A 15,106-nucleotide genomic window follows, 5' to 3' on the forward strand; every position below is an offset into this window, starting at 1 on the left:
GCGCCGGGCGGATCCTGTCCGGCAGGACAACCCGAGTGGCGGGGTCAGCTGCCGCCGGCGATGAAGCCGCGCACGGAGTTCGCGACGAGCTCCACGGCGATGGCCGCGAGCAGCAGGCCGGCCACCTTGGCCAGCAGCGTGATGCCGCTTTCCTTGATCAGCCGGATGACCACGCCGGAGTAGCGCATGCAGATGTAGATGACGAAGTGCGTCATCACGATCGCCAGGGCCAGCGCGATGTACGCGCCGACGTGGCCGTCGGCCTGCCGGACGAACACGATGGTCGCGGCGATCGCGCCGGGCCCGGCCAGCAGCGGGGTGCCGAGCGGCACGAGGGCGACGTTGACGTCCTCCGCGGCCGCCTCGGGCTCGTGCCCGCTGCCGGTGAGCAACTGCAGCGCGATCAGCAGGAGCAGCAGCCCGCCGGCGCCCTGCAGCGCGGGGATGCCGATGCCGAGGTAGGCCAGGATCGCCTGGCCCGCGACCGCGAACAGGCTGATCACGAGCAGTGACACGAGCACGGCCTGCCGGGCGGCGCGGGCGCGCGTCGCGACCGGCTTGCGGCCGACGAGGCTGAGGAACACCGGCACGGTGCCGGGCGGGTCCATGATGACGACCAGGGTGATCGTCGCGCTCATGAAGAGCTTGGCGTCGAAGAAGTCGGCGATCGCCATTTCAGCCCTTCACGACCTGGAACCCGGTCGCGCGCGCCACCAGCTCTTCCAGCTGCCCGGGGTCGGTGGTGCATTCGCCGAGCGCGATGGTCTTGTTCGTGCCGTGGTAGTCACTCGAACCGGTGACCAGCAGGCCGAGCTCACCGGCGAGCTCCCGCGTGCGGGCGCGCGTCGCCGGGTCGTGGTTCGGGTGGTCGGCCTCGACCCCGGTGAGCCCGCGCGCGGCCAGGCCGGCGAGGGTGTCTTCGCTGATCGTGGCGCCGCGGCTGAAGGCGAAGGGGTGCGCGATGACCGTGACGCCGCCGGCGGCGCCGATCATGTCGATGGCCTCTTCGACGGGCGTGTCGCGCCGGGCGACGTAGTACCCGCGGCGCGGGCTCAGGTAGTCGGCGAAGGCCTCGTCGACGCTCTTGACCAGCCCGGCCCGGACCAGCGCCTGCGCGAGGTGTGGGCGCCCGGGCGGCGAGTCCTCGGGGAGCAGGCCGAAGATCTCGTCGGCGTCGATCGGGAGGCCGTCGGCGGCCATCCGCTCGGCCATCCGGCGCAGCCGCGTCCGGCGCTCGACCCGCAGCCGGGTCTGCTCGGTGACCACGGCCTCGGACGTCGGGTCGAAGAGGTAGGCCAGCAGGTGGACGCTGATCTGGCGGCCGGTGCCGGGGTCGGTCGACACCGTGGAGAGCTCGGCGCCGGGGACCAGCGTCAGGCCCGGCGGGATGGCCGCGGTGGCCGGGGCCCAGCCCGCGGTGGTGTCGTGGTCGGTGATCGCGACGACGTCGAGCCCGGCGTCAGCGGCCGCGGCGACGAGACCGGCCGGCGTGTCGGTGCCGTCGGAAGCGGTGGAGTGGGCGTGCAGGTCGATGCGCATCGGGTCCATTGTCGACGATGCGCTGCGTCACACCCGCGGCGGGACTCTCAGCCGACGGGCTTCTTGCCGCGGGCGGCGCGCTGGGCCTTGATCATCGAGAAGCGCTCGGCCTGCTTCTGCTTGTCGCCGAAGACCAGCTCGGAGATCGTGTCGTAGAACTCTTCCGGCCGTGGCAGGAAGTCGATCTTGTTCAGCGCCTGGATCTGACCGGCCGACTCGACGACCATCGTCCCGTAGCCCATCATGCGGCCGGTGGCGGTGCGCACGTAGCTGAGGTCGGTGACCTTGCTGATCGGCATCATCAGCACCTTGGTCGTGAAGACGCCGGTGGTCATGACGAACCGCTTGTCGGTGACCACCAGCCGCTCGACCCACCACTCCATGACCACGTACGCGAACCGCAGGACCACCAGCAGCGCGACGTACCAGAGGATGTTCTGGCCGATGTACAGCGCCGGTGGCAGCAGGTAGGACACCAGGACGCAGATGGCCAGGAGTGCGGCCGCCTCGAAGGTGTCCCAGAGCAGCACCGCCCAGTGGCGGCGGATCCGGATGACCCGCCGCTCGGTGTCGAGGAGGTACTCGTCGGGGTCGCGTGGCGCGAACATGGGTCCAGGTTAGCCCCGATCGGTCAGCTGAAGACGTTACTGACGAAGGTGATCACCGATTCGGCCGAGCTGCGCAGGAAGTCGATGATGTTGCCGACGAGGCCAGCGGCCTGCCCCGGCTGCGCAATGACGAAGAACAGCACCAACGCGATACCGGCGAGGCCCGCAATCTTCTTCACGTTCACCGCGATCAAATCCCGTCTCTTACGGTGACACCGGACAAGAGCAAATCCTGACTTTTTACGTTGTACCGCACTGGGCGGGCACGGGGGAGGGAAGTCCCGCGCTTGGGTCAGCACGCGGTCCGAAGTGTACCGTACGGCTACTCTCCGTGTACAGGACATCCGTTTTCAGTTCGGTCACGTCTACCGTTGGGGACATGGAAGCACCCCGGACAGCCACTATCCGCTGCGTAGGCGGCATCGCCTTCGACCGGAACGGCCGATTGCTGCTCATCCGCCGCGCCAACGACCCCGGTTCGGGCCTGTGGTCCCTGCCCGGCGGACGTGTCGAACCGGGCGAATCCGACGAAACGGCCGTGATCCGGGAGCTTCGGGAGGAAACGGGACTAGACGTGATTCCGGGCACATTGGTCGGGAAGGTGACCCGCGGGCCGTTCGAGATTTTCGACTACGCCTGTTCGGTGACGGGAGGGATTCTCACTGCGGGTGACGACGCTTCGGAGGCCCGTTGGTCTGATTCGGCGGACCTTTCGGCTCTGGAGGAGGGCGGGGAGCTGGTGGATCTCCTGTATGTGACGCTGCGTGAGTGGGGAGTCTTGCCGAGGGCTTGAGCGGTGTTGCGGGCACGGTCGCGTGTTTGAAGGGTCGACACGCGTGATTCAGGGGTCAACTCGCGTGATTGAGGGGGTCGACACACCTCCCAAGCTCGTGTCGACCTTCCAGTCACGCGTGTCGACCCTCCAGTCACGGGTGTCGACCCTCCAGACACGCGTGCTGACCCTTCAGGCACGCGTGCTGACCCTTCAGGCACGGGTGTCGCAACTCCGGCACGCGGGCCGAAGCCCAGGTCAGAGTGGCAGCCAGGTCATGCGCTGCCCGTGCGGGGCAGTCCGAGCCAAAGCATGAGCCTCAGCCTTCCCACCCTCCCACCGCACAACACCCAAAGTCGCCAACCCGTCCGCCCCGGCCAGATCCGCCCGCCCGGGCAGCACGACTTCCAACCCAGCTCCGTAGAACTCCTCCGAAACCCACCAAACCGGCCGCGACGCCGCCAGCGAAGCCAGCTCCCCCGCAAAAGCCTCCCGCCGCCCAGCCGGCAGATACGCCAGAACATGGCTGGTCAGCACCACCAGCGGCCCCTCCAACGTCCCAGCCGCCGATGCCAGATCGTCGACCGCGTCGCCGGTGATCAGCGTCGGGCGGTGCTTCGCCTGTTCCGCCGCGGCGGTACGCAGGAGGCGGATGCGGTCCGGCTGGTCGGCCCAGACGCACGCCTCCAGCCAGGCCAGCTCGTCCTCGTCCGTCAGGTCCACCGGGGCTCGGTCCAGCCCCGCCCGGTCGAGCACCGCGAGCTTCTTCGGCAGCTTCGGCGCCACCGCGCCGGGCGCCAGGTCGAGCGCGCAGTGGAGGCCGACCGCGGACTTCGCCGGGCCCGCCGTCAGCTGCTCGCCGCCGTCGCACTGGTAGCGGTAGCCGAAGCGGTCCAGGCCCAGGAGCAACCCCGCGCTGCAGCCGACCTCCAGCAGCGAGACCTTCCCGCCCGCTTCGCGAGCCGCCCGGGCCACGCCCGGGTACAGCAGCGCTGCCCGCCTGACCTCGTTCGTCTGCGTGTACCGCTCGGCGATCAACGCGCGGGCCTTCTCCGCCCGCTCCAGCAGGAACGAGCGGAACAGCGGCCACGTCTCGGAGTCGACGCCGTCGAAGCCGCCCAGCGACGGGTAGTACCGGGACAGCGGGTGGATCGGGTCGGCCTGCACGAGCCGGTGCGCCGTCGCCATCAGCAGGGTCGCGCGCACCTCGCCGTCGCGGGCCGACGCCAGCAGCCCGGCGACGTCGTCGTCGTCGGCCGCCTGCAACGCCAGGTGCTCGTAGAGGGGCGAAACCCCGCGCGCCTCGACTTCCGCGAACTTGCGCAGTACGCCCTTGATGCGGTCCAAGTCCATCAGAGCCTCATTCGTGCGGCACCGGCCGGCCCGGCTGCTCCCCGCCCCGAGTTTCCCCGTACGAGCGCTTGGGCACCATCACCTTCCGCCGGAAGGTGCACACGATCAGCCCGTCCTGCTTGTACCCGCGGGTCTCGACGTACACGACCCCGCGGTCGTCCTTCGACTTCGACGGCGTCTTGTCCAGCACCTCGGTCTCGCCGTAGATGGTGTCGCCGTGGAAGGTCGGCTTGACGTGCTTGAGCGACTCGACCTCGAGGTTCGCGATGGCCTTGCCGGAGACGTCGGGCACGGACATCCCGAGCAGCAGCGAGTAGACGTAGTTCCCGACCACGACGTTCTTGCCGAAGTCGGTCGTTTCCTCCGCGTAGTGCGCGTCCAGGTGCAGCGGGTGGTGGTTCATGGTGATCAGGCAGAACAGGTGGTCGTCGTACTCGGTGACCGTTTTGCCCGGCCAGTGCTTGTAGACCGCACCGACCTCGAACTCCTCGTAGTACCGCCCGAACTGCACTCGTCATCTCCTGTCCGCGTAACACCGCGTGAGCCTGGTACGACACGCATCCGTAGTGAGGAGTACCCTCAACCATCGGTGTTCGCGCGTCAACGCGAGCCCCACCACTCTGGACCGGCCCGAAGGAGGTGAGGAACCCCGATGAGTAGTGGCGATAGTCCGCTCCCTAGTACTCCCAGCGTTCCCACCACACCGGCCGGCCGGCTCATCTCCTGGTAGGCGCCCTCCCCGGGAACGCTGGTGTCGCCGGGCGGACTCTTCCGCCCCTGGTCAGTCGTCTCGCACGACCACGCACGACGCCCAGGAGGTCCCATGCCTGCCATTCCGTCGCTCGGCGGCCTTCGCGGCCGCGGCGGCAGCCGCGCCAAAGCTGTGCCCGTGCGCCCTGTGCCGGTGCCGCTGTCCGCGTACGTCGTCGACTGCGCGGTGTACGTCGGCGGTGAGCGCCTGCCCGGCCGCTGGACGCACACCGAGGCGATCAAAGAGGTCCGGAAGCGGCACGAGGGGTTCGTCTGGATCGGGCTGCACGAGCCGGACTCCGAGCAGATCCAGGGCATCGCGGAGACCTTCGGGCTGCACGAGCTGGCGGTCGAGGACGCGCTCGAAGCGCACCAGCGGCCGAAGCTGGAGCGCTACGACGACACGCTGTTCCTCGTGGTGAAAACCGTCCGGTACGTCGAACACGAGTCACCCACAACGGCGAACGAGATCGTCGAAACGGGCGAACTCATGGTGTTCCTCGGCCGCGACTTCGTCATCACGGTGCGGCACGGGAACCACTCGGGGCTGGCGCGGCTGCGCCGTGAGCTCGACGAAGACCCGGAGCGGCTGAAGCTCGGGCCGTCCGCGGTCGTGCACGCGATCGCCGACCATGTCGTCGACCACTACCTCGACGTCACGGGCCGGATCGAGAACGACATCGACGTGATGGAGGCGCAGGTCTTCGCGCCCCGGTCGCAGATCAGCGCCGAGCAGATCTACCTGATGAAGCGGGAGGTCCTCGAGCTGCGCCGCGCGGTGATGCCGCTCGCAACGCCGGTCCAGCGCCTGGCCGAGGGCTACACGCGGCTGGTGCCGGACGAGGTCCGCTCGTACTTCCGCGACGTCGCAGACCACCTCACGACCGTGTCCGAACGGGTGGCGGCGTTCGACGAGCTGCTGTCCACCCTGGTCGACGCGACCGTCGCGAAGATCTCGCTGCAGCAGAACACCGACATGCGCAAGATCACGTCGTGGGCGGCGATCATCACCGTGCCGACGATGATCGCGGGCATCTACGGGATGAACTTCGACTACCTGCCCGAGCTGCACTGGAAGTTCGGGTACCCGCTGGTGATCACCGTCATCCTCGGCATCTGCCTGTTGCTGTACCGAATATTCCGGAAGAACGGCTGGCTCTAGGTCCCCTTTCTTTCCCACCGGATTCGGAGAATTCGCCATGTCCCGGATGCTGTCCAACCTGAAGTTCTGGGCGCTCGCGCTCAGCGTGCTGTGGATCGTCGTCATCACTTTTGTCATCGTCGCCGACCCGGGGTTCGCGCACGGAATGAAGTGACGCCGCGGCGTCGTACCCTGGGCGTATGCCGAAAGCGCTGGTGGTCGCCGACGAGGTGGACGAGCGGTTGTGGACCGACGCGGTCCGCTCCTGCGCCGTCGACCTCGTCATCGGCGCCGGCGACCTCCCCTACGACTACCTCGCGTTCCTGGCCAGCGCGCTCGACGCGCCGTGCGTGTTCGTGCCCGGGAACCACGACCCGGACCTGAGCGGCTACACGCGCTACGGCGGGCTGTCCATGAAGGACGGTTTCCCGACGGTCTGGCCGGGCCCGGCCGGCGGCATCAACGCCGACGGCCGGGTCGTCGACGTCGCCGGGATCCGGTTCGCCGGTCTCGGCGGCTCGATCCGCTACAACGACGGGCCGAACCAGTGGACGCAGCGCCAGCAGGCGCGGCGGGCTCGCGGGCTGGTGCGGCGCGCTCGCCGGCGTCGCCGTCGTGACGGCCGGGACGTCGACATCCTGCTGACGCATTCGCCGCCGCTGGACCTCGGCGACCGGGCGGACCCGCCGCACCGCGGGTTCGCGTGCCTGCACCGGACGATCGAGGTGCTGCGGCCGAAGTGGCTGCTGCACGGGCACATCCACCCCCACGGCGAGCGGGTGCCAGACCGCGTCGTCGGCGAAACCCGCGTCCGCAACGTGGTGGGCCACCGGATCATGGAGTTCTCATGAAAGAGACGGGCTTCCCCCGCGCCGACGCGGAAAACGACTTCCTCCGCGCGCGCCGGGGCCAGGTGCTCTCGCGGCTTTCGACGTGGCTGCGCCGCGAACCCGACGACGTCAACATCATGCTGCCGTTCCACGAGGTCGTGGAGGCGCTGGGCTACCTCGGCGAGAGCCGGATCGGGCTGCGGGTGATCAAGCTGGACTCGATCGTCGGCACGGTCGACCGCAGCCGCGACTTCGACCGCCGCTTCCGCCCGACGTCCGCCCGCGTCCGCGAACGCTGGGAGCGGCTGGCGCTGGCGTCCCGGCGTGGTGAGGAGATCCCGCCGATCGAGGTCTACCGCGTCGGCGAGCTGCACTTCATCATCGACGGCCACCACCGGGTTTCGGTCGCGCACGCGCAGGGACTGTCCACAATAGAGGCAGCGGTGACGGTGGTCCGGACCAAACTGGACCCGAGCGGCATCCGCCACCGCGGCGACCTGATCGTCAAGGACTACCGGCGGCTGTTCCTGGAGCGCGTCCCGCTGACCGGCCACGCGCGGGCGTCGGTGATCGTGTCGGACCCGTGGGACTACGCGAAGCTGGGCGAGCACGTGGAGGCGTGGGGCTTCCGGCTGATGCAGGACGAGGGCAAGTTCTGCGACCGGACGAGCATCGCGCAGCGCTGGTTCGACGAGGAGTTCGTGCCGGTGGTGTCGATGCTCAGCCAGGCGGGCATGATCGGCGACCGCACGGAGGCCGAGGCGTACATGTGGGTGGCGGCGGAGCGGTACCGGCTGATCAGGACGCATCGGTGGGACGACGAGGTCATCGAGGCGTTGCGTTCCCGCGGCACGATGTCGTGAGTGGTAATTAGGGTTCTAACCCGAATTACCACTCACGACAAGCTGCGGCAGACCTTAGAAAGACAGCTCCGGGGTCAACGCCAGCTGCCGCACCTGCTCCAGCGTCAGCGTCGGCTCCGGGCGCTGCCGCGGTCAGCGACGACAACCACAGGACGCCCTGGGGTGTCGGCTCCGTGCGGCAGGTGATCTCCCCCGGTTCGCCGCACGGCGGGGTCCCGACGCCACCCGGCACGATCATGACGTACACCGATCCGGTCCCGCGGGAGTCGGTCACCCGCACTCCCATGTGGAACAACGCGTCCCGGGGTGCGTCGCCCGCCGCGTCGGCGACGAGGTGGAACGGGTCCTCCGGCGGCGTCTCCCCCGGGATCGTCAGCCGCGTGATCCGCGCGTCCGGGTCGAGCATCGACCGGACGGCGTTGCCGATCAGGCAGCTCAGCCGATCGACCAGAGCAGAGCGCGTGTCCGTGGCCGTGGGGCACGGGCGGTTCGCGACTTCGGCGCGGTGCGGGAGCACCACCACCGCCAGCCCCAGCGCGAGCACCGCCACGATGATCGCCACCGCCCCGGTGAGCAGGTGCTGCCGCCGCGAACGGCGGGCCGATGCCAGGACCTCGGCCGCCGAAAGGCCGAGGGGCGGCTCTCCTTCGGTCACGTAAGCCGTCAATGCGGACCGGACGTCTTCCATCACCACTCCTCGGCCGTCGGCGCGGGCAGGACCGCGCGCAGGGCTTCGACACCGCGGACCGTCTGGGACTTGACCGTGCCCTCGGCGACGCCGAGCAGCGAAGCGACCTCCGCCACCGAGAGGTCTTCGAGGAACCGCAGCACGACCATCGCGCGCTGGCGCGGGGTCAGCTCGGCCAACGCGCGCTCGACGTCGAGGCGCACGGGGGTGTCGCGGTCCGGTGGTGACTCCTGGTCAGGCGGGGACGAAGTCACGTACTCGCGGACCGGCCCACGACGGCCGGCCAGGAAGAGGTTCAGCAGGATGCGGCGGGCGTACCCGTCGACCGTGGCCGGGCGGACCCGCCGCCAGTGCCGGTACAGCTGCACGAACATGCCCTGGACCAGGTCCGCCGGAAGCGCTGCACGCGCGCGGCGAAGTAGTCGCTGAAATCGAGGTCTCTCGACGCCCCCACCCGGCCCTCCTTCGCACCTTTCAGTGTTACTAGTGCGCGGAGGGCCGGGAAGGTTCAAGCGAGACTCACATGTGCACGGCGCCGGGAGCGGCTTCGCCCTTCGGGACGCCGGACTGCAGCAGCAGGCCGCTGATCAGCGCGCCCGCCGCGAAGATCACGGCCGCCCAGGTGAACGCCGTCGTGTAGCTCTCGATCGCCGCCTCGGCCGCCAGCTGCGGCGTCGGGACCTTGCCCGCGAGGTACGACGTCGCCGCGTTGCCGGCCAGCGTCGACAGCAGCGCCGTGCCGATCGAGCCGCCGACCTGCTGCATCGTGTTGACCGCCGCCGACGCGACACCGGCGTCGTGCGCCTCGACGCCGAACGTCGCGACGCTCATCGCCGGCGCCATCGCCAGCCCGATGCCGAAGCCCATCACCAGCAGCGGGCCGAGCACGCCGGACGCGTACGTGCTGTCCAGGCCGATGCCGCTCAGCCAGAACAGGCCGACCGCCGCGATCGCCATGCCGGTCGGGACCAGCGGACGCGGGCCGAAGCGCGGCAGCAGCACGGCTGTCGCCGTCGTCGCGGCCAGCATCAGCGTCGCGACCATCGGCAGGAAGCCGACACCGCTCTCGATGGGGGTGAAGCGAAGGTTCTGCTGCACGTAGAACGTCAGGAACAGGAAGATCGCGAACATGCCGATGGCCAGCAGGAACATCGCCAGGTACGAGCCGCCGCGGTTGCGGTCGAGCAGCACGCGCAGCGGCAGCAGCGGGTGCGAGACGCGCTGCTGCAGCCAGACGAACACGCCCAGCAGCACCACACCGGCCGCGAGGAAGCCCCACACCGAGACCGACGACCACGAGTCCGACTCCGCGTTCGCGAAGCCGTAGACCAGCGCGAACAGGCCGGCCGACGCCGTGATCGTGCCCGGCAGGTCGAGCTTCGGGCGCGGGCCGTCGTCACGCTGGTTGCGCAGCAAGATCGAGCCGCCGACAAACGCGACGACCGCGAAGATGATGTTCACGAACATGCACCAGCGCCAGTCGAGGTACTCGGTCAGCACGCCGCCGAGCAGGAGCCCGACCGCCGCGCCGCCACCGCCGATGGCCCCGAACACGCCGAACGCGCGGCCGCGTTCCTTCGGGTCGGTGAACGTCGTGGTGAGCAGCGAAAGCGCGGCCGGCGCGAGCAGCGCGCCGAAGACGCCCTGGGCCGCGCGGGCGATCAGCAGCATTTCGATGTTGCTCGCCGCGCCGCCGAGCGCGGACACCGCGGCGAACCCGGCGAGACCGACGAGCAGGGCGTTCTTGCGGCCGAAGACGTCGGCCAGACGGCCGCCGAGCAACAGCAGGCTGCCGAACGCGAGCGCGTACGCCGTGACGACCCACTGCCGCGCGTCGTTGGAGAAGCCCAGGTCGACCTGGGCCGAGGGCAGCGCGATGTTCACGACGGTCGCGTCCAGCACCACCATCAGCTGCGCGATGCCGATCATCACCAGGATCAGCCAGCGCCTGGCGTGATGCGGGTTCTCGACGGCGCGCGCGTCCCCCGGCGGCGCGACCGCGAGAGTGGATTCGGACATGGGTGTCCCCTCACTGGGAGTGATCAAGACGGTATGTGGAGTAGGTATCTCCCCTTACGCGACCCAAGGTACACACAAACCGGAGAAGGTGCCTCTACTTGACGCGTTAGACTGGACGGCATGGCACGGGACGCTGGTCCCGCCGCACCGGCGCGGCCGCTGCGACGTGACGCTGAACTCAACCGCCGTCGCATCCTCGCGTCGGCCCGCGAAGTGTTCGGCCAGCGCGGGCTGGAAGCCACGCTGGACGACATCGCCCACCACGCCGGCCTCGGCGTCGGCACGGTCTACCGCCGGTTCCCCAGCAAGGAACACCTGGTCGAGGCCATGTTCGCCGAGCGGATGGAAGAAATCGGCGACCTCGCCGAAACGGCGCTGAAGGCCGAAGACGCGTGGGAAGCCTTCGTCGACTTCACGTGGAAAGCGGCCGAACTGCACTCCACGGACCGCGGGCTGCGCGAGATCATGCTGTCGAACAAGTTCGGCCACGAGCACGTCGCCGAAGAGAAAGCCCGCATGGTGCCGTTGATCACACAGCTCGTCGAGCGGGCGCAGGACGCCGGTGGGCTGCGGGCGGACTTCGCTCCGTCGGACATGGCGCTCGTGCACATGATGGTCGGCTCGGTGGTCGAGTTCACGTGCGCGGTCGACCCGGACCTGTGGCGCCGCAGCCTCGGCATGCTGCTCGACGGGCTCCGCGCCGAGCCCGGCAAGCCCTCGCAGCTGACCCGCCCGCCGCTCGACGAGCAGGAGATCGACCGAGCGATGTCCTGCTGGCGCCCCTGATGGGGTGATCGGCGCGGGATCCCGGCGCCGCCCTCCCGCCCGGACACTGCACCCCGCGCGATCATGGCGACGGGGAGGTGCGGGTGGCGTACTACAGCGTTCCGGCGATTCGACGGCTCCAGCTCGGACGGGAGCTGAAGGCCTGGCGCGAGAAGGCCGGGCTGACGCTGGAACAGGCGGGCGGCGACCTCGACCTGTCGAAGAGCACGCTGTCGCGGATGGAGAAGGGCCAGGGGCCGATTCATCCGCTGCACGCGCGGGCGATGGCGGAGCTGTACCGGGTGCCCGAAGACGACCTGGTCGAGCTGGTCGACATCGCCCGCGAGGCCCGGCGGCCCAACCAGAACCGCATCGAAGGGGTGTCGGTCAACAGCTATCCGGCGCTCGAGGCGGAGGCGGTTTCGGTCCGCAACTTCGAGCTGGCATACGTGCCCGGACTGCTGCAGACCGAGAGCTTCGCGCGCGCTCTGTACGCGAACTTCGGCACCCGCGAGCGCAACCACATGCTGCACGTGCGGATGCGCCGTTGCGAGCGGCTGAAAGGTGATGATCCGCTCCAGCTGCACGCGATTGTCGACGAAACCGCACTGGTCCGGCCGATCGCGGAGGCACACGTGCTGACCGCTCAGGTGCTGCACATGATGGAGATGACCGAGCTGCCCAACGTGACCGTGCAGGTGGTCCCCGCCGAAATCGGGGTCTATCGCGGGTTGCGGGGCGCCTTTTCGCTGCTCAGCTTCCCGCCTGACACCATCTCCGACCTCGGGTACGTTGATCACGCCGCCGGAAGCCTGCAGCTGGTCAAGCCTGGCCAGATCGCCGAACTTTCCCGGCGGTTCAAGGAAGTTGGTAAGCTTGCCCTCAGCGAGTCGGCATCGTGCGATCTTCTCCTGCGGCTCGCGGACCGGCTTAGTAGCTAGGGGTGAGCTGTGGAACTGGCTTGGCGCAAGAGCAGTTACAGCGGCGACGAGTACCAGGCCTGCGTCGAAGTGGCGTTCGCCTGGCGCAAGAGCAGCTACAGCGGCGGCGAGAACACCGCTTGTGTCGAGGTGGCCTTCGCCTCCCCCGCTGTAGCCGTCCGCGACTCCAAGGACCCCTCCGGCCCGCACTTCACCGTCGGCACCTCCGCCTGGCGCGGCTTCCTCACCGCCGTCACTCGGACGGGATGACTGCCCACAGGATCAGGTAAGCCACGAACTGCGGCCCGGGCAGCAGGCAGCTCAGCACGGCCAGCAGCCGCACGGTGCCGGTCTTCATGCCCCACCGCTGGGCGAGACCGGCGCAGACGCCGCCGATCATGCGGCCGTGGCGCGGGCGGGACAGGGACCCCCTGGTGACCGGTGCGCTCATCGTCTTTTCCCTTTCCTCGAACTTCCTCTTGTCCCCACTTCACCACCGGAGCACCCGGTTCCGCATCGCTCGCGGGAAGGATCGCTCCCTTAGGGGACGGTAAAGGCGAAAGACGTTCAGGCACTGCGGATTCCGCCGTCGTCGGGCCGGGAAACCGGTGACCTGCGCGTTCTCCGCGCGCGATGCGGAAAATACTGAGAGATGTCCCCGTCAGGGCTGTTTTTTCGCCCCGATGTGGTGATACTTACGCCCCGTGTACCCGCGTTGGAAAAGCTTGGCCGTCGTAATGCTCTGTGCCCTGCTCGCGGCGGGCTGCGCCACGACGCAGGCCGCGCCCGAGCAGACGTCCGGTCCCACGCCGCTGACCGCGGGCGCCGCGCTCGGCGACTTCGGCACCGTCGACTACTGCAGCCTGCTCGACGTGCCCGAGGTCGCGCCCGGCGCCGTCGCCACGCCGACGTTCGAAAGCTGCCTGGCCCAGGCCGGCCCGCGGACGATCCTCGTCGGGCCGCTGGCCTTCGACTCCGACCCGAACATCAAGCCCTACGCCTACGCGGGGCAGGTGCCCGACGGCGTCGCGATCCAGCAGTCGATGTTCAACGACCGCAGCGCCTGCACCCGCGCGATCACCTTCGCCGACGGCAACCGGCTCGACCTCTCGGTGACCGACGAGGGCGGCAACCAGGCCGAACGCTGCGGGGTCGCGGACGCGGCCGTCGGCTCGGCGCTCACGGCCATCACCGGCAACAAGGTCAAGCGGCTGACGTTCCCCGAGACGTCGTGGGGCCTGGTGCTGCCGTGCGCGATGCTCGACAGCCACGAGCTCGACGCCGTCTCGGGCGCCGGCACCCGGCCGACGACCGGGCTGTCCGGGCACAGCTGCTTCCGCGGCAAGGTCAGCTTCAAGCTGACGGTGGAGACGATCGAACCGCAGATGCCGGCCGTCTCGGACGAGCAGATCGGCGGCCGCGAGGCCCGGCTGCGTCAGTCCGGCGCGTTCTGCCTGGTCGACACCAGCCAGCCGGCCCCGGGCCTGCCCGGCCACCGCGAACTGGCGGAGATCAGCGTGGTCGAGACGGCGGGCACGGCGAACGACGCCACCTGCGGCGTGGCCCGCACCGCCGCCGCGGTCCTGCTCCCGAAGCTCCCCCGAGCCTGAACGCCGTCGTGAGTGGTAATTAGGGTTCTAACCCCAATTACCACTCACGACGAGCTGCGGCAGGCTAGTCCTCGTAGGTGAGGTTCTTGCCGTTGGCCGGGTCGAACAGCTTGACCTTGTCCGCGTCGAACCAGACCTCGAGGTCCGAGTTCTCCTTCGCCGACGACTCCGCCGAGAGCCGCGCGACGATCTGGGACTCCGAGCCCGGCACGTCGGCCGAACCGCTGTCCGCGGCCAGTTCCGCGAGCTCCGCGGACGTCGCCGCGTCACCCTCCACCGTGAAGTGGGCGAACTTCTCCGAGCCCATCGACTCGAGCACGTCGATGTGCGCGGTGAACGTGCCGCCGCCGGACTTCTGGGCCGCGTCGACCAGCGCCGCGTCCTCGAAGTGCTCCGGCCGGATGCCGACCAGCACCTCGCGGGGCGCGTTCGCCTTCTCCACCAGCTGCCGGACCCGGTCGGTGAGCGGCGTGGTGCCCAGCGGGCTGCGCAGCTCGTTGTTCTCCAGCGTCGCCGGGACGAAGTTCATCGACGGCGAGCCGATGAACCCCGCGACGAAGAGGTTCGCCGGGTTGTCGTAGAGGAACTGCGGCGCGCCGATCTGCTGCACGTACCCGCCGCGCAGCACCACGACCCGGTCGCCCAGGGTCATGGCCTCGGTCTGGTCGTGCGTGACGTACAGCGTCGTCGTGCCGAGCTGCTTCTGGATCTTCGACACCGACGTCCGCATCTGGCCGCGGAGCTTGGCGTCCAGGTTGGACAGTGGCTCGTCCATCAGGAACGCCTTCGGGTTCCGGACGATCGCCCGGCCCATCGCGACGCGCTGCCGCTGGCCACCGGAGAGGTTGGCCGGCTTGCGGTCCAGGTGCGCGTTGAGGTCGAGGATGTTCGCCGCCTCTTCGACCTTCGCCCGCACCGTCTTGTCGTCGACCTTCGCCAGCCGCAGCGGGAAGGCCATGTTCTCCCGCACGCTCATGTGCGGGTAGAGCGCGTAGGACTGGAACACCATCGCGATGTCCCGGTCCTTCGGGGCCTTCTCGTTGACGCGCTTGCCGTCGATGCGCAGCTCGCCGGAGGAGATGTCCTCCAGGCCCGCCACCATGTTCAGCGTCGTCGACTTCCCGCAGCCGGACGGGCCGACCAGGATGATGAACTCGCCGTCGGCGATGGTGATGTCCACTTCGGACACCGCGAGCGCGCCGTCGGGGTACTTCTTCGACACCTTGTCGAGGACGATTTCAGCCATGA

Annotated in this window: 19 protein-coding genes; 8 read left to right on the forward strand and 11 right to left on the reverse strand. The window is 69.2% G+C overall.

The window, feature by feature from the left end; genetic code table 11:
* Positions 1-44: 44 nt before the first annotated feature.
* The 4 genes from ACZ63E_RS09730 to ACZ63E_RS09745 are packed head-to-tail and all read right to left on the reverse strand — an operon-like array spanning position 45 to position 2,332.
* Positions 45-674, reverse strand: coding sequence for a MarC family protein (locus ACZ63E_RS09730; protein WP_465335634.1), 630 nt, complete (start codon positions 672-674; stop codon positions 45-47).
* 1 nt (position 675) lies between these two features.
* Positions 676-1,539 (reverse strand): PHP domain-containing protein, encoded by an 864-nt coding sequence (locus ACZ63E_RS09735; protein WP_465335635.1) that lies wholly within the window; start codon positions 1,537-1,539, stop codon positions 676-678.
* Positions 1,540-1,586: 47 nt separating this feature from the next.
* Positions 1,587-2,147, reverse strand: a complete 561-nt coding sequence (locus ACZ63E_RS09740; protein ID WP_125307077.1) for a PH domain-containing protein — start codon at positions 2,145-2,147, stop codon at positions 1,587-1,589.
* A gap of 23 nt (positions 2,148-2,170) precedes the next feature.
* Entirely contained in the window at positions 2,171-2,332 is a 162-nt protein-coding gene (locus tag ACZ63E_RS09745; protein ID WP_285455759.1) for a hypothetical protein, read from the reverse strand.
* Between the two features lie 194 nt (positions 2,333-2,526).
* On the opposite strand from ACZ63E_RS09745, the gene ACZ63E_RS09750 reads away from it, so the two are divergent.
* Positions 2,527-2,940: an NUDIX hydrolase gene (locus tag ACZ63E_RS09750; protein WP_465335636.1), complete on the forward strand. Its 414-nt coding sequence runs from the start codon at positions 2,527-2,529 to the stop codon at positions 2,938-2,940.
* A 237-nt stretch (positions 2,941-3,177) separates the two neighbouring features.
* On the opposite strand, the gene ACZ63E_RS09755 is transcribed toward ACZ63E_RS09750, so the two are convergent.
* Both ACZ63E_RS09755 and ACZ63E_RS09760 read right to left on the reverse strand, forming a co-directional pair.
* The gene (locus tag ACZ63E_RS09755) at positions 3,178-4,272 is read right to left on the reverse strand and encodes a DUF2332 domain-containing protein (RefSeq protein ID WP_465335637.1); all 1,095 of its coding nucleotides are present in this window, start codon (positions 4,270-4,272) and stop codon (positions 3,178-3,180) included.
* A gap of 7 nt (positions 4,273-4,279) precedes the next feature.
* Positions 4,280-4,783, reverse strand: a complete 504-nt coding sequence (locus tag ACZ63E_RS09760; protein ID WP_013223004.1) for a MaoC family dehydratase — start codon at positions 4,781-4,783, stop codon at positions 4,280-4,282.
* Between the two features lie 312 nt (positions 4,784-5,095).
* On the opposite strand from ACZ63E_RS09760, the gene corA reads away from it, so the two are divergent.
* The 3 genes from corA (at position 5,096) to ACZ63E_RS09775 (ending at position 7,856) form a co-directional block, all read left to right on the forward strand.
* On the forward strand, positions 5,096-6,184 hold the full coding sequence (corA, locus tag ACZ63E_RS09765) for a magnesium/cobalt transporter CorA (protein WP_465335638.1): 1,089 nt from the start codon (positions 5,096-5,098) through the stop codon (positions 6,182-6,184).
* A 179-nt stretch (positions 6,185-6,363) separates the two neighbouring features.
* Positions 6,364-7,014: a metallophosphoesterase family protein gene (locus tag ACZ63E_RS09770; protein WP_465335639.1), complete on the forward strand. Its 651-nt coding sequence runs from the start codon at positions 6,364-6,366 to the stop codon at positions 7,012-7,014.
* Complete coding sequence (locus ACZ63E_RS09775) at positions 7,011-7,856, forward strand: chromosome partitioning protein ParB (RefSeq protein WP_465335640.1); 846 nt, start codon at positions 7,011-7,013, stop codon at positions 7,854-7,856. The genes ACZ63E_RS09770 and ACZ63E_RS09775 overlap by 4 nt, the downstream gene beginning before the upstream one ends.
* 25 nt (positions 7,857-7,881) lie before the next feature.
* Here the strand turns inward: ACZ63E_RS09775 and ACZ63E_RS09780 are convergent, their stop codons facing one another.
* The 3 genes from ACZ63E_RS09780 to ACZ63E_RS09790 all read right to left on the reverse strand — a co-directional run bounded on the left by ACZ63E_RS09780 (position 7,882) and on the right by ACZ63E_RS09790 (position 10,563).
* A complete protein-coding gene (locus ACZ63E_RS09780; protein ID WP_465335641.1) occupies positions 7,882-8,544 on the reverse strand; it encodes a hypothetical protein in 663 nt (220 codons plus the stop codon).
* Positions 8,544-8,918 (reverse strand): sigma-70 family RNA polymerase sigma factor, encoded by a 375-nt coding sequence (locus ACZ63E_RS09785; RefSeq protein ID WP_465335642.1) that lies wholly within the window; start codon positions 8,916-8,918, stop codon positions 8,544-8,546. The genes ACZ63E_RS09780 and ACZ63E_RS09785 overlap by 1 nt, the downstream gene beginning before the upstream one ends.
* Before the next feature lie 145 nt (positions 8,919-9,063).
* The gene (locus ACZ63E_RS09790) at positions 9,064-10,563 is read right to left on the reverse strand and encodes an MFS transporter (RefSeq protein WP_465309391.1); all 1,500 of its coding nucleotides are present in this window, start codon (positions 10,561-10,563) and stop codon (positions 9,064-9,066) included.
* A 120-nt stretch (positions 10,564-10,683) separates the two neighbouring features.
* On the opposite strand from ACZ63E_RS09790, the gene ACZ63E_RS09795 reads away from it, so the two are divergent.
* The 3 genes from ACZ63E_RS09795 (at position 10,684) to ACZ63E_RS09805 (ending at position 12,518) form a co-directional block, all read left to right on the forward strand.
* On the forward strand, positions 10,684-11,349 hold the full coding sequence (locus ACZ63E_RS09795; protein ID WP_465335643.1) for a TetR/AcrR family transcriptional regulator: 666 nt from the start codon (positions 10,684-10,686) through the stop codon (positions 11,347-11,349).
* Positions 11,350-11,432: 83 nt separating this feature from the next.
* A complete protein-coding gene (locus tag ACZ63E_RS09800) occupies positions 11,433-12,269 on the forward strand; it encodes a helix-turn-helix domain-containing protein (protein WP_465335644.1) in 837 nt (278 codons plus the stop codon).
* A gap of 9 nt (positions 12,270-12,278) precedes the next feature.
* Positions 12,279-12,518, forward strand: a complete 240-nt coding sequence (locus tag ACZ63E_RS09805; protein ID WP_465335645.1) for a DUF397 domain-containing protein — start codon at positions 12,279-12,281, stop codon at positions 12,516-12,518.
* Here the strand turns inward: ACZ63E_RS09805 and ACZ63E_RS09810 are convergent.
* The gene (locus ACZ63E_RS09810; RefSeq protein WP_465335646.1) at positions 12,502-12,699 is read right to left on the reverse strand and encodes a PspC domain-containing protein; all 198 of its coding nucleotides are present in this window, start codon (positions 12,697-12,699) and stop codon (positions 12,502-12,504) included. The two genes, ACZ63E_RS09805 and ACZ63E_RS09810, sit on opposite strands and share 17 nt — an antisense overlap.
* Positions 12,700-12,985: 286 nt before the next feature.
* Between ACZ63E_RS09810 and ACZ63E_RS09815 the strand changes: the two genes are divergently transcribed.
* A complete protein-coding gene (locus ACZ63E_RS09815; protein WP_465335647.1) occupies positions 12,986-13,858 on the forward strand; it encodes a hypothetical protein in 873 nt (290 codons plus the stop codon).
* A 64-nt stretch (positions 13,859-13,922) separates the two neighbouring features.
* Here ACZ63E_RS09815 and ACZ63E_RS09820 read toward each other — a convergent pair whose 3' ends face one another.
* Complete coding sequence (locus ACZ63E_RS09820; RefSeq protein ID WP_465335648.1) at positions 13,923-15,104, reverse strand: ABC transporter ATP-binding protein; 1,182 nt, start codon at positions 15,102-15,104, stop codon at positions 13,923-13,925.
* Positions 15,105-15,106: the final 2 nt, after the last annotated feature.

This window comes from Amycolatopsis sp. NPDC104819, assembly GCF_055583145.1.

Bases quoted from the DNA above. Each gene is read 5' to 3' on its own strand.
- ACZ63E_RS09730 (WP_465335634.1), bottom strand. From the start codon at position 674: ATGGCGATCGCCGACTTCTTCGACGCCAAGCTCTTCATGAGCGCGACG.
- ACZ63E_RS09735 (WP_465335635.1), bottom strand. From the start codon at position 1,539: ATGCGCATCGACCTGCACGCCCACTCCACCGCTTCCGACGGCACCGAC.
- ACZ63E_RS09740 (WP_125307077.1), bottom strand. From the start codon at position 2,147: ATGTTCGCGCCACGCGACCCCGACGAGTACCTCCTCGACACCGAGCGG.
- ACZ63E_RS09750 (WP_465335636.1), top strand. From the start codon at position 2,527: ATGGAAGCACCCCGGACAGCCACTATCCGCTGCGTAGGCGGCATCGCC.
- ACZ63E_RS09755 (WP_465335637.1), bottom strand. From the start codon at position 4,272: ATGGACTTGGACCGCATCAAGGGCGTACTGCGCAAGTTCGCGGAAGTC.
- corA (WP_465335638.1), top strand. From the start codon at position 5,096: ATGCCTGCCATTCCGTCGCTCGGCGGCCTTCGCGGCCGCGGCGGCAGC.
- ACZ63E_RS09770 (WP_465335639.1), top strand. From the start codon at position 6,364: ATGCCGAAAGCGCTGGTGGTCGCCGACGAGGTGGACGAGCGGTTGTGG.
- ACZ63E_RS09775 (WP_465335640.1), top strand. From the start codon at position 7,011: ATGAAAGAGACGGGCTTCCCCCGCGCCGACGCGGAAAACGACTTCCTC.
- ACZ63E_RS09780 (WP_465335641.1), bottom strand. From the start codon at position 8,544: ATGGAAGACGTCCGGTCCGCATTGACGGCTTACGTGACCGAAGGAGAG.
- ACZ63E_RS09785 (WP_465335642.1), bottom strand. From the start codon at position 8,918: ATGTTCGTGCAGCTGTACCGGCACTGGCGGCGGGTCCGCCCGGCCACG.
- ACZ63E_RS09790 (WP_465309391.1), bottom strand. From the start codon at position 10,563: ATGTCCGAATCCACTCTCGCGGTCGCGCCGCCGGGGGACGCGCGCGCC.
- ACZ63E_RS09795 (WP_465335643.1), top strand. From the start codon at position 10,684: ATGGCACGGGACGCTGGTCCCGCCGCACCGGCGCGGCCGCTGCGACGT.
- ACZ63E_RS09810 (WP_465335646.1), bottom strand. From the start codon at position 12,699: ATGAGCGCACCGGTCACCAGGGGGTCCCTGTCCCGCCCGCGCCACGGC.
- ACZ63E_RS09815 (WP_465335647.1), top strand. From the start codon at position 12,986: ATGCTCTGTGCCCTGCTCGCGGCGGGCTGCGCCACGACGCAGGCCGCG.
- ACZ63E_RS09820 (WP_465335648.1), bottom strand. From the start codon at position 15,104: ATGGCTGAAATCGTCCTCGACAAGGTGTCGAAGAAGTACCCCGACGGC.